Genomic DNA, 11,880 nt, shown 5'->3' on the forward strand with positions numbered 1-11,880 from the left:
TCAATGGGCGCCCATCATCATCAGATGTTCGACACCCGGTCCGAGCGCGAGCGCGGGCACATAAGTCAGCGCGCCAACCAGCAACACCGTGCCGAGCAACAACACGACGAACAGCGGGCCGTGAGTCGGCAACGTGCCGCCGGTCACGCCGATGCGTTTCTTCGACGCCAGCGAACCAGCAATCGCCAGCACCGGAACGATCGTGCCGAAGCGGCCGAACCACATCGCAATCGCCGTGAGCCAGTTATAGAACGGCGTGCCCACAGTCAGCCCCGCAAACGCGCTGCCGTTGTTATTCGCGGCCGAGCTGAACGCGTAGAGGATTTCGGAGAAGCCGTGCGCACCAGGGTTGGCAATACCCGCTTTGCCTGCGTCGCTCAGCACCGCGATCGACGTGCCCACCAGCACCAGCAGCGGTGTAAGCAGCACCACGATCGACACCATCTTCATCTCGTATGCTTCGATCTTCTTGCCGACATATTCAGGCGTGCGGCCGATCATCAGGCCCGCCACGAACACAGCCAGCAGCGCGAACACGAGCATGCCGTACATACCGGAACCCACACCGCCGAAGATCACTTCGCCGAGTTGCATCAACAGCATCGGATAGAGGCCGCCAATCGGCGTCAGCGAGTCGTGCGTATTGGCGACTGCGCCGCACGAAGCTGCCGTGGTCGCGACCGTGAAGATGCCCGACTGCGCGATACCGAAGCGCGTTTCCTTACCTTCCGCGTTACCGCCCGACTGCAACGCATTCGCCGATTGATCGACGTGCAATGCGGTGAACGCGGGATTGCCGGATTGCTCAGCACTGATCTCGCCGAACACGCACACGCCAAATGCGATCGTCATAGCCGCGAGCACGGCCACGCCCTGCTTGCGGTCCATGATCATCCGGCCGAACACAAGTGCGAGAGCCGCAGGAATGACCAGGATCGAGAAGATCTGCAGGAAGTTCGAGAACGGTGTCGGGTTTTCGTACGGATGCGCCGAGTTACCGTTAAAGAAGCCGCCACCGTTGGTGCCGAGCATCTTGATCGCTTCCTGTGATGCAACCGGGCCCATGGCGAGAGTTTGCGTCTTCACCGGCGTATCGACCGTAACCGGATTACCCTTCGCGTCCTTCACCGGATTGCCTTGTGCATCGAGCTTCGGTGCGGCGTACGTGGTGGTTTGCAGCGTGGGCACATCCTGATACGACTTGAAGTTCTGGATCACGCCCTGGCTCATCAGGATCGCAGCGATGATCGCTGACATCGGCAGCAACACGTAAAGCGTCACACGCGTGAGGTCGACCCAGAAGTTGCCAATGGTTTGCGCGGTGTGACGCGCGAAGCCGCGAATCAGCGCAATCACCACCACGATGCCGGTGGCAGCCGAGAAGAAGTTCTGGACAGTGAAGCCGAGCATCTGCGCCAGATAGCCAACGGTCTGCTCAGGCGTGTAGTCCTGCCAGTTCGTGTTGGTCACGAAGCTGACCGCCGTATTGAACGCGCCGTCGACCGTCATCGGGCCGAACTGCTGCGGGTTGCCCGGCAGCCAGCCTTGCACGCGCAACAGCACGTAAAGGAACAGCGCGCCGAGCGCGTTAAACGCGATCGTGGCGATGGCGTAGTGTTTCCAGCCCATTTCCGTCGACGGATCGACGCCCGCGATGCGATACAGCAAACGCTCGATCGGGCCGCCGAAGCGAACCACGCGCGAGGAGCCGTCCATCACGCTGCTCAGGTAGCGGGACATCGGCACCGCGGCTGCCAGCAGCACGACGATGAAGAGGCCCGCCTGCAGGACATTGTTCGAGTTCATTCAATGTCCTCCGCGCGCAACAGCGCATAGACCAGGTACATAAACAGCAGCGCGGTAGCCGCGCCCGACAACCAGAGGATCCAGTTCATGAGCGAGCTCCCCTGGCCACGCCGGAACTGCATCAACTTCTCGCAGCCGGCAATCAACGCAAAGGTCAGCGCGAAAAACAGCACCATCCCCCCGACATACAGCACATCCATTTTTATTCCCCATTCACGGACTTTGGATAGGTGCAACGGTATGCCGATCCGCGTAAAGGGCAGGTCAAAGATTTGAGATGGGGTGTAAAAATCGCGTAAACGTTGGCAACGGCCAGACGCACGGCGGTTAAACCGATTAAACCGGTACGACACGCGCTCCGTTAGAAAGAGAAACCATAAACGACTGGCCATTTAATTCTGGCCAGAACACGAAACCATCGCTCATAATGGCGCGCGATATCCATCTGAATGGCCGTGATTATTCAATGCGCTTAAACACGCACCGGATTTAACAAAATAGCCCATTCAACCTTCCGATAGCGCTCTTAATATGCCAATTGATTCAGAAAACGGAACTGCAGCCGAACTCATGAACGACGATCGAGTGACGGTACTCGCAGTTCTGTCCGTCGCCCATTACATCGCCGACGATCGCTGTGACGAGGCACGCCAGCGCTTGCTGGACAACCCGGATATCCAGTTCGAGCCGTGCACCGCGAGACAGTTGCTGGATTGGCTAATCGCTGAAAAATATATGGATCGGGACGACGAAGAAAATGCCACACTGCAGAATCTTCAATGGTCGGAAGACAAGGCCGTTCCACTCGATCAGCGCATTGCGTTGATGCTTTATATCAGCAACGTCGATCCTCGATTGAATGCGCGCTTGCAGGCCTTACTCGAGCTTCGTCGAAAAAAAGCGAAAACGTCCTTCCTGCTCCAGGTTGGCGGCGTGCTGGTGGTATTGATCGGCTTCGGCATTTATATGCTGATGCCCGATTCAACGCCAATGTGCGGCGCGTCATCGACCACCACGGCGCTCAATTCGCTCATCTACGACGGCGAAATGAAAAGCATGACCGGCTTGCAGATGGTGCAGAAAAATGGCCTGCCGAACACGCGGAACCATCGCGAAATCGGCTATGACAGCAAGGATCATTCGCGCGGCTGTGTCGCCGATCTGACCATCGGCGAGGACAAGACGCAGATCGGCTACGCCGTGCTGCGCACCGCGGACGACAAGAACAAGTTCGCCGTCCAGGCTTTCCCGCCCGAATACATCACGTCGCGCTACGACGCGGCCACGCTGAATAACACGCTCGGCGCGCCGGTCGGGCGGGACAACATGGAAGCGGCCATGAAGGCGGCACTGACCCATCTCGATGCGCAGATCCATGGTCCGGCCGCACTATCCTCGAAGCCCGCGACTGACGACGACCAACCAGCATCCCTCGCGGACAGCGTACTGAACGTTATCCCGAGCGCGAACTGCCGGCAGCTTGCCGATGGGCGCCAGTCGTGCCCGGTGACCATCGACTATCGGGACGATCTGCTGTCGGCAATCGGCGCGTCGCCGGTCATTCAACTGCATAGCGATTTCGTATTCGTGAAGAGCGGCACCAGTTGGACAATGGCCGACGACTTCCCGAAAGCGTTCATGACCGCAATCGTCGCGGGGCGCATGGCCAAGCTGAAGCCGACGCCGCCCGTAGCGGCCAGCGAAGCGTCGAATTAAGGGATCGGTACGCCCTCGCCGCCGAGGCTTTCAAAGCACGACGGCGGCGCGGGGCGAGCCGATGCGAGCCAACAGCCCGCGTGCCTTACGGCAGCAGAATCGTCGAGCCCGTGGTGCGACGCCCTTCGAGATCCGCGTGCGCCTTGCCGACATCAGCCAGCGCGTAGCGTTGATTGATGCTCGCCTTCACCTTGCCCGACACCAGCACGTCGAACAGTTCGGTGGACATCGCCTCGTAGTCGCTGCGTTTGGCGATGTAGGTGAAGAGCGTGGGGCGCGTAAAGAACAGCGAACCGCGTCCGGCGAATTCCGATGAATCGATCGGCGGCAGCGCTCCCGACGCATTGCCGAAGCTCACGAACATGCCGAGCGGCGCGAGGCAGTCGAGCGAACCCGTAAACGTGTCTTTACCGATCGAGTCGTACACCACCGGCACACCCGCGCCATTGGTGATCTCGCGCACGCGCCTGGTAAAGTTTTCGCGCGTATAGACGATGGCGTGATCACAGCCGTGCGCCTTGGCGATCTCCGCTTTCTCGTCGGAACCGACCGTGCCGATCACCGTCGCGCCCAACGCTTTCGCCCATTGACAAACCAGCAGGCCGACGCCGCCGGCCGCGGCCTGAATGAGGATCGTGTCGCCGGCCTTCACCGGATAGGTACGGCGCAGCAGGTATTGCGCGGTCAAGCCTTGCAGCATGACGGAGGCCGCCTGCTCGTCGCTCACCGCGTCCGGCACCTTGACGGCTTGCGCCGCCGGCAACACACGCTCCTGGGTGTATGCGCCTGGCGGACGCGCCACGTATGCCACGCGATCACCGGCTTTGAGACCGGTCACGCCTGCGCCGACCGCGGTGACTTCACCCGCCGCTTCCATTCCGAGGCCACCCGGCAACGGCAGCGGATACAAGCCCGTGCGGAAATACACGTCGATATAGTTCAGGCCCACCGCGGTCTGCCTGATGCGAATCTCGCCCGCACCCGGCTCGCCCACTTCGACGTCCACCCATTTCATCACCTCAGGGCCGCCGGTTTTATCGAATCGGATTGCTTTGACCATCATGTCTCCTTGGTTTGTGATGTCGATCGGTCGCGCAGCATGCGCGCGTTCAAACCTGCTGCGTGAGGCGCAAGGTCAGCACGTCGAGAATCATTCGCGCGGTCGAAATATTGGTGGCGCAGGGAATGTTGTGAACGTCGCAGGCACGCACCAGCGCGTTGATATCGGGTTCATGCGGCTGCGGCGTCATCGGGTCGCGCAGGAAAATCACCATGTCCACCCGCCCTTCCGCGAGTTGCGCGCCGATCTGCAAGTCGCCGCCATGCGGGCCGGACAACATACGTTCGACCGTGAGGCCGTGCGCATCGCCAATGCGCGTGCCGGTCGTGCCGGTCGCGACGATCTCGCAGCGCCTGAGCGTATCGACGTATTCGCCGGCCAGTTTGACGATGTCGTCTTTCTTGTGATCGTGCGCGATCAGCGCAATGCGGGTGGTCATGACGTAAGACTCCTGAAACCGTTGTGAATGTCGTTGTTGTAGTGATGGTGATGACGGTGCTTCAATAGCTGGGCGGTCAGAATGTACCGGGGTAAGCGCCGCCGTCGATCAGCCAGTTCTGGCCGGTGATGTAGCCGGCATGCACACTGCACAGGAACGCACAGGCGCGACCGAATTCATCGCGACTGCCGAAACGGCCGGCGGGGATTGTCTTCATGCGCTGCTTGCGCGCGTCGTCGACGGAAATGTTTTGCGCCTTGGCTTGCGCCGCGAAGGTGGTTGCGATGCGATCGGTGTCGAACAGGCCCGGCAGCAGGTTGTTGATCGTCACGCCCGCGGAAGCCACCTTGCTGCGCGCCAAGCCCGCCACGAAGCCGGTCAATCCCGAACGCGCCCCGTTAGACAGGCCGAGCACGTCAATCGGCGCCTTGACCGCCGAACTCGTGATATTGACGATGCGACCGTAGCCGCGCTCGCTCATCCCGTCGATGGTCGCGCGGATCAGCTCGATCGGCGTGAGCATGTTGCTCTCCAGCGCACGGATCCAGTCTTCGTGTGTGAAGTTCCGAAAGTCGCCCGGCGGCGGGCCGCCCGCGTTATTGACCAGAATGTCCGGCTGCGGACAGGCGGCGAGCGCCGCGGCACGCCCTTCGGGCGTGGTGATGTCGCACGCCACCGTCTTCACGTCCACACCGCTCTGCTTGCGAATCTCGGCGGCGGTCGCCTCCAGCGTCTCGGCCGTGCGCGCGACGATGGTCAGGTTGACGCCTTCGGCGGCGAGCGCTTCCGCGCAGCCGCGCCCCAGACCCTTGCTAGCCGCGCAAACCAGCGCGGTGCGTCCTGCGATTCCCATGTCCATGTGTGTATCCTCTGGCGTAGTCGTGGCGCGGGGGGCCCCCGCGGTTGCCCAATCGTTGCAAAGTTTCCCCCGATTCTAGAAGAATCGGTGCCGGACTGCGCCGGGCTACTGCAATCTCCGGTATCTTCCGGCGCCACTCTTTCGGTAAACTTGCGCCGTGGCGTGTCCGCCCGCCGGTTTCAGGCCATGCGGACCGCCAAACCGATCCCTCTAGCCGCCGCTTGCGCCCCCGCCATGACCCAGGACAGCCGTTTTCCTAATCTTTTCATCCTCGATCACCCGCTGATCCAGCACAAGCTGTCGCATATGCGCGACCGGGATACCTCGACCCGCACGTTTCGCGAACTGCTGCGCGAGATCACGCTGCTGATGGGCTACGAAATCACCCGCAATCTGCCGATGACCACGCGCCGCCTCACCACGCCGCTGGTCGAAATCGACGCGCCGGTGATCGCCGGCAAGAAACTGGCGATCGTGCCGGTGCTGCGTGCCGGCATCGGCATGTCGGACGGCCTGCTGGAGCTCGTGCCGTCGGCGCGCGTGGGCCACATCGGCGTGTATCGCGCCGAGGACCATCGCCCGGTCGAATATCTGGTGCGCCTGCCGGATCTGGAAGACCGTGTGTTCATTCTGTGCGATCCGATGGTGGCGACCGGTTATTCCGCCGTGCACGCGGTGGACGTGCTCAAGCGCCGCAACGTGAGCGGCGAGAACATCATGTTTCTCGCGCTGGTGGCGGCCCCGGAAGGCGTGCAGGTGTTCCAGGACGCGCATCCGGACGTCAAGCTGTACGTGGCGTCGCTCGATTCGCACCTGAACGAGCACGCGTACATCGTGCCGGGTCTCGGCGACGCCGGCGACCGCCTGTTCGGCACGAAAAACTGATAGCGGGCTGAAAAAAACGGTGGCGGCTCGCGCAAAACGCCGCCACTGCTTAATTTCCACGCAGTTTCCGGCGACGCTCTGCTCTGCCGCACCCTCGCGGCGTGATAAAATTCGAATCCGCTCAAAGAGCCGCTCAACTTGCACTGCCGCCGGCGCATCGCGCCTTTACGCGGGGTTTGCCGGAACCGGTGCGGTTTGGGGCGCCACTGCGCCGCCCGCTGACCTCACTGCCTAGCCCCGCGCTGGCGACTTTCGATCCCCAGCAGGGCCTCGCTGGGCGCGATCAAGCTGAGGAAGGTCTGACATCAGGCGGTCTGAGCGCTTTGACATCGGGCGCAAGGTCGCAATCAGCAGCGCCGAGCGCCCGACATCGCAACGACAATTGCACTATGCGTGCGCCCCACTGGCGCGCGCGACGGAGAAATGTATGGCGGGTCATTCGAAATGGGCCAACATCAAGCATAAGAAAGCAGCGGCCGACGCCAAGCGCGGCAAGGTCTGGACGCGGCTCATCAAGGAAATTCAGGTGGCGGCCCGCATGGGCGGCGGCGACATCGACTCGAATCCGCGTCTGCGGCTCGCCGTCGAAAAGTCGTACGACGCCAACATGCCGAAAGATAACGTCAACCGCGCGATCCAGCGTGGCGTGGGCGGCGTCGACGGCGCAAGCTACGAAGAAATCCGCTACGAAGGCTACGGCATCGGCGGCGCAGCGGTGATCGTGGACACGATGACCGACAACCGCACCCGTACGGTGGCGGACGTGCGTCACGCGTTCTCGAAGAACGGCGGCAACATGGGCACGGACGGCTCGGTGTCGTTCATGTTCGATCACGTCGGCCAGTTCCTGTTCGCGCCCGGCACGCCGGAAGACAAGCTGATGGAAGCCGCGCTCGAAGCCGGCGCCGACGACGTCGTCACGAACGAAGACGGCAGTATTGAAGTGCTGTGCCCGGCGAACGACTTCCCGAAGGTGAAAACCGCACTGGAAGCCGCGGGCTTCAAGGCTGAACTGGCCGAGGTGACGATGAAACCTCAGACGGAAGTCGAATTCACGGGCGACGACGCCGTGAAAATGCAGAAGCTGCTCGATGCGCTGGAAAATCTGGACGACGTGCAGGAAGTCTATACAAACGCCGCGATCGCCGACGAATGAGCGTGCCCCGGCGGCGCCTCGCGCGTGGAGTTATCGAACCACGCCCGCGCCGCCGGTTGGCCCTCGCGTTGCTGTTGAGCGGGCGTTGGTTGGTGCCCTTCCACACGAACTCCACTCGGGTTCGCTATGTGCCCTGCGCCGCTAGCTGGCTGCGGGCCCTTTGCAAACCTCACTGTTATTCCACGGCTGAGCGCCATGCTTCAGCCGTTTATGGTTTTTAAGTCTCGGGGATTCACATGAAGTTACTCGTCGTCGGTTCCGGCGGTCGCGAACATGCGCTCGCATGGAAGCTCGCGCAATCGCCACGGGTCCAGCTCGTCTACGTTGCTCCCGGCAATGGCGGCACCGCCCAGGACGAGCGTCTGCGCAACATCGACATCACCGATCCGGCTGAGCTCGCCGATTTCGTCGAGAAAGAACAGATCGCCTTCACGCTGGTCGGCCCGGAAGGGCCGCTCGCCGCGGGTATCGTCAACCTGTTCCGCTCGCGTGGCCTGAAGATTTTCGGGCCGAGCAAGGAAGCCGCGCAGCTCGAAAGCTCGAAAGATTTTGCCAAGGCGTTCATGAAGCGCCACGCGATCCCGACCGCCGAATACGAAACCTTCGCCGACGTCGTCGCCGCGCACGCCTATCTCGACGCCAAGGGCGCGCCGATCGTAATCAAGGCTGATGGCCTCGCCGCCGGCAAGGGCGTCGTCGTTGCGCAAACGCTGGAAGAAGCGCACGCCGCAGTCGACATGATGCTGTCGGACAACAAGCTGGGCGATGCCGGTGCGCGCGTCGTGATCGAAGAATTCCTCGCCGGCGAAGAAGCCAGCTTCATCGTCATGGTGGACGGCAAGCATGTGCTGGCGCTCGCCTCGAGTCAGGACCACAAGCGTCTGCTCGACGCCGACCAGGGTCCGAACACCGGCGGCATGGGCGCCTACTCGCCCGCGCCGATCGTGACGCCGCAACTGCACGCACGGGTGATGCGCGAAATCATCCAGCCGACCGTGCGTGGCATGGAGAAAGAAGGCATCCGCTTCACGGGCTTTTTGTACGCCGGCCTGATGATCGACGCGCAAGGCAACCCGAAGACGCTCGAATTCAACTGCCGGATGGGCGACCCGGAGACGCAACCGATCATGGCGCGTCTGAAGGGTGACTTTTCGAAGGTGGTTGAGCAGGCAATCGCCGGCACGCTCAATACGATCGAACTCGAATGGGACCGCCGTACCGCGCTTGGCGTCGTGCTCGCCGCGCACAACTACCCAGACACGCCGCGCAAGGGTGATCGGATCAGCGATATCCCGGCTGAAACTGTGGATTCGGTCACGTTCCACGCGGGTACTACGCTGTCGGACGGCAAGCTGACCACCTCGGGCGGCCGCGTATTGTGCGTGGTCGGGCTGGCGGATTCGGTACGCAGCGCGCAATCGGTCGCGTACGAAACGATCAACCAGATCTCATTCGACGGCATGCAATATCGCCGCGACATCGGCTACCGTGCATTGAACCGCAAGCACGACGCCAGGAGCGAAGGCAAGCAGTAAGCCGTACCCCTACTTGTCCGCGTGCGGCGCCAACGGCGCTACACTGCGGGTTTTCGCGGCCGTTGCGGCGCCCACTGCACCATGTGGGCTTGCCCCGGTTGATTGGTATTTCACCCGGCGCGAATGACTGTAGCGCCGCGCCTTCCCAGGAACACCCTGAAGAAGGCCCGGCCCTCGCCCTTCACGAAGAACCCGCGGCACGACGAGCGTGCCGCCCTCAGCATCTGCACTCATGACCGATTCGAGCTACGACGCACAGGCCGTGCGCAGCTGGCTGCAAGGCCTGCAAACGCATATCGCGGACACGCTCGGCGCGTTCGACGGTAAGCCGTTCGCGACCGACGCATGGCAGCGCGCCCCCGGCGAAAAGCTGCGCGGCGGCGGCTGCACGCGGATTCTGGAAGGCGGCAACTTCTTCGAACGGGCCGGCATCGGCTTCTCGGACGTAGCGGGCGACGCGTTACCCGGTTCGGCGAGCGCCGCGCGCCCGCAACTGGCCGGCCGTGGCTTCGAAGCTATGGGCGTCTCGCTCGTGCTGCACCCGCACAATCCGCACTGCCCGACCGTGCATATGAATGTGCGTCTGCTGATCGCGACCAAGCCCGGCGAAGAACCGGTGTTCTGGTTCGGCGGCGGCATGGATCTGACGCCGTATTATGGCTATGAGGAAGACGCGCAGCATTTCCATCGTGTCTGCCGCGACGCGCTGCAGCCTTATGGCGCAGACCTCTACCCGAGTTTCAAGCACTGGTGCGACGAGTATTTCTTCCTCAAGCACCGCAATGAACCACGTGGCATCGGCGGGATTTTCTTCGACGATTTCTCGGCGCCGGGCTTCGATCAGTCTTTTGCGATGTTAAAAAGTGTCGGTGAGGGATTCCTCAAAGCGTATATGCCGATCATCGAAAAGCGCCGCAACATTCCGTACGGCGAAGCCGAGCGGGAGTTCCAGGCATACCGGCGCGGCCGCTACGTCGAGTTCAATCTGGTCTTCGACCGTGGCACACTATTTGGGCTGCAGAGCGGCGGACGCACCGAATCGATTCTGATGTCGATGCCGCCTGTGGTGAACTGGCGCTACAACTGGCAGCCCGAACCGGGCACGCCTGAAGCGCGTCTTTACAGCGATTTTCTCGTGCCGCGCGAGTGGGTGTGAGGCTTTAGGCCCACACCGCACTGCATGTGACCACGACAAAGGATCCTCACCTGAAGCCGAACGCACATCCTGTCGCCCTGCCTCGCCGGATCGGACTGCTCGGCGGCACTTTCGATCCGATCCACGACGGCCATCTCGCGCTTGCGCGGCGTTTCGCCGAGGTGCTGAACCTGACCGAACTGGTGCTGCTGCCGGCCGGCCAGCCGTGGCAGAAAACCGACGTGTCGGCCGCCAAACACCGGCTGGCCATGACCCGGGCCGCCGCCGGCGCATTGGTGCTGCCGGGCGTGACGGTGCGGGTTGCGACCGACGAAATTGAACACGATGGTCCGACGTACACCATCAACACGCTGCAATTGTGGCGTGAACGCGAAGGTCAGGATGCGTCGATTGCGCTTCTGATCGGCGCGGATCAACTGGTGCATCTCGACACATGGCGCGACTGGCGGCGCCTGTTCGACTTCGCTCATATTTGCGCGGCCACGCGCCCCGGTTTCGACCTTACGTCGATTCCGTCCGTGGTCGCCCGAGAAATCGACGCGCGCCGTGCCCGCGCCGACGTTCTGCAAGCCACGCCCTGCGGCCACTTGCTGATCGATACGACGCTTGCGTTCAACGTCTCGGCCACCGACATTCGCACGTATCTGCGCGAACAGGTAAGCCAGCGACTCGCCCACGTGGGCGAGGAACAGCAAGACCAGGCCGCGAGCCATGTCCCCACTGCGGTGTGGGACTATATTCTTCAACATCATCTGTACCACCGGTAACCCCATGGATATTCGCAAACTGCAACGCGTGATCGTCGACGCTCTCGAAGACGTCAAAGCGCAAGACATCAAGGTGTTCAACACCAGCCACCTGACCGCCCTGTTCGATCGCGTGATCGTCGCCTCCGGCACCTCGAACCGCCAGACCAAGGCGCTCGCTTCGAGCGTGCGCGAGAGCGTCAAGGAAAACGGCGGCGATGTGATCAGCACCGAAGGCGAGGACGTCGGCGAATGGGTGCTGGTCGATTGCGGCGACGCGATCGTGCACATCCTGCAACCCGCGCTGCGCCAGTACTACAACCTCGAAGAAATCTGGGGCGACAAGCCCGTGCGCATCAAACTGTCCACGCCGAATCCGTTCGGTGGCGCCAGCGCGAGCGAACCGGACGACGAGGAAGAAGAGGACGAAGCGCCGGCTACCAAGAAGCCGGCACGCAAGACGCCGGCACGCCGCAAGTAAGCAACGGGCTGGCAAACCGCTTACGTCTGCGAACGCGTAGT

At 62.2% G+C, this 11,880-nt stretch carries 12 protein-coding genes and 1 pseudogene; 7 read left to right on the forward strand and 6 right to left on the reverse strand.

Translation table 11 applies throughout. The annotated features are described in order from the left end of the window. From kdpA to ACUN0E_RS35725, 3 genes and pseudogenes are all read right to left on the reverse strand, one after another. Positions 1-1,806 (reverse strand): potassium-transporting ATPase subunit KdpA, encoded by a 1,806-nt coding sequence (gene kdpA, locus ACUN0E_RS35715; protein ID WP_408234678.1) that lies wholly within the window; start codon positions 1,804-1,806, stop codon positions 1-3. After that, a complete protein-coding gene (kdpF, locus tag ACUN0E_RS35720; protein WP_200564436.1) occupies positions 1,803-1,895 on the reverse strand; it encodes a K(+)-transporting ATPase subunit F in 93 nt (30 codons plus the stop codon). Before kdpF ends, kdpA begins: the two co-directional genes overlap by 4 nt. Before the next feature lie 6 nt (positions 1,896-1,901). After that, a pseudogene (locus ACUN0E_RS35725) lies at positions 1,902-2,006 on the reverse strand (potassium ABC transporter ATPase); the annotation flags it as partial. Positions 2,007-2,376: 370 nt separating this feature from the next. Here ACUN0E_RS35725 and ACUN0E_RS35730 point away from each other — a divergent pair. Continuing rightward, entirely contained in the window at positions 2,377-3,522 is a 1,146-nt protein-coding gene (locus ACUN0E_RS35730; RefSeq protein ID WP_445569553.1) for a hypothetical protein, read from the forward strand. Between the two features lie 85 nt (positions 3,523-3,607). On the opposite strand, the gene ACUN0E_RS35735 is transcribed toward ACUN0E_RS35730, so the two are convergent. The 3 genes from ACUN0E_RS35735 to ACUN0E_RS35745 all read right to left on the reverse strand — a co-directional run bounded on the left by ACUN0E_RS35735 (position 3,608) and on the right by ACUN0E_RS35745 (position 5,880). After that, positions 3,608-4,582, reverse strand: a complete 975-nt coding sequence (locus tag ACUN0E_RS35735; protein WP_408390121.1) for a quinone oxidoreductase family protein — start codon at positions 4,580-4,582, stop codon at positions 3,608-3,610. Positions 4,583-4,631: 49 nt separating this feature from the next. Continuing rightward, a complete protein-coding gene (locus tag ACUN0E_RS35740) occupies positions 4,632-5,021 on the reverse strand; it encodes a methylglyoxal synthase (RefSeq protein WP_325044252.1) in 390 nt (129 codons plus the stop codon). Between the two features lie 76 nt (positions 5,022-5,097). Next, entirely contained in the window at positions 5,098-5,880 is a 783-nt protein-coding gene (locus tag ACUN0E_RS35745) for an SDR family oxidoreductase (protein ID WP_445569554.1), read from the reverse strand. Between the two features lie 234 nt (positions 5,881-6,114). Here ACUN0E_RS35745 and upp point away from each other — a divergent pair, with 234 nt between their 5' ends. The 6 genes from upp to rsfS all read left to right on the forward strand — a co-directional run bounded on the left by upp (position 6,115) and on the right by rsfS (position 11,839). Next, positions 6,115-6,765 (forward strand): uracil phosphoribosyltransferase, encoded by a 651-nt coding sequence (gene upp / locus ACUN0E_RS35750; protein WP_175052835.1) that lies wholly within the window; start codon positions 6,115-6,117, stop codon positions 6,763-6,765. Between the two features lie 427 nt (positions 6,766-7,192). Then, complete coding sequence (locus tag ACUN0E_RS35755) at positions 7,193-7,921, forward strand: YebC/PmpR family DNA-binding transcriptional regulator (RefSeq protein WP_408234668.1); 729 nt, start codon at positions 7,193-7,195, stop codon at positions 7,919-7,921. A 236-nt stretch (positions 7,922-8,157) separates the two neighbouring features. Continuing rightward, on the forward strand, positions 8,158-9,456 hold the full coding sequence (gene purD, locus ACUN0E_RS35760; RefSeq protein ID WP_408234665.1) for a phosphoribosylamine--glycine ligase: 1,299 nt from the start codon (positions 8,158-8,160) through the stop codon (positions 9,454-9,456). Positions 9,457-9,688: 232 nt separating this feature from the next. Then, a complete protein-coding gene (gene hemF, locus ACUN0E_RS35765) occupies positions 9,689-10,612 on the forward strand; it encodes an oxygen-dependent coproporphyrinogen oxidase (RefSeq protein ID WP_408234662.1) in 924 nt (307 codons plus the stop codon). 26 nt (positions 10,613-10,638) lie between these two features. Further along, positions 10,639-11,379: a nicotinate-nucleotide adenylyltransferase gene (locus ACUN0E_RS35770; protein ID WP_408390041.1), complete on the forward strand. Its 741-nt coding sequence runs from the start codon at positions 10,639-10,641 to the stop codon at positions 11,377-11,379. A 4-nt stretch (positions 11,380-11,383) separates the two neighbouring features. Continuing rightward, positions 11,384-11,839 carry a ribosome silencing factor gene (gene rsfS / locus ACUN0E_RS35775; protein ID WP_445569555.1) on the forward strand — a complete coding sequence of 152 codons (456 nt, stop codon included), beginning with the start codon at positions 11,384-11,386 and terminating at the stop codon, positions 11,837-11,839. Positions 11,840-11,880 lie beyond the last annotated feature (41 nt).

This window comes from Paraburkholderia sp. D1E, from assembly GCF_052682275.1.

Excerpts from the sequence above, each read along its gene's own strand:
- purD (WP_408234665.1), top strand. The coding sequence starts at position 8,158 with ATGAAGTTACTCGTCGTCGGTTCCGGCGGTCGCGAACATGCGCTCGCA.
- kdpA (WP_408234678.1), bottom strand. The coding sequence starts at position 1,806 with ATGAACTCGAACAATGTCCTGCAGGCGGGCCTCTTCATCGTCGTGCTG.
- kdpF (WP_200564436.1), bottom strand. The coding sequence starts at position 1,895 with ATGAACTGGATCCTCTGGTTGTCGGGCGCGGCTACCGCGCTGCTGTTT.
- ACUN0E_RS35730 (WP_445569553.1), top strand. The coding sequence starts at position 2,377 with ATGAACGACGATCGAGTGACGGTACTCGCAGTTCTGTCCGTCGCCCAT.
- ACUN0E_RS35740 (WP_325044252.1), bottom strand. The coding sequence starts at position 5,021 with ATGACCACCCGCATTGCGCTGATCGCGCACGATCACAAGAAAGACGAC.
- ACUN0E_RS35755 (WP_408234668.1), top strand. The coding sequence starts at position 7,193 with ATGGCGGGTCATTCGAAATGGGCCAACATCAAGCATAAGAAAGCAGCG.
- upp (WP_175052835.1), top strand. The coding sequence starts at position 6,115 with ATGACCCAGGACAGCCGTTTTCCTAATCTTTTCATCCTCGATCACCCG.
- ACUN0E_RS35745 (WP_445569554.1), bottom strand. The coding sequence starts at position 5,880 with ATGGACATGGGAATCGCAGGACGCACCGCGCTGGTTTGCGCGGCTAGC.
- hemF (WP_408234662.1), top strand. The coding sequence starts at position 9,689 with ATGACCGATTCGAGCTACGACGCACAGGCCGTGCGCAGCTGGCTGCAA.
- ACUN0E_RS35735 (WP_408390121.1), bottom strand. The coding sequence starts at position 4,582 with ATGGTCAAAGCAATCCGATTCGATAAAACCGGCGGCCCTGAGGTGATG.
- rsfS (WP_445569555.1), top strand. The coding sequence starts at position 11,384 with ATGGATATTCGCAAACTGCAACGCGTGATCGTCGACGCTCTCGAAGAC.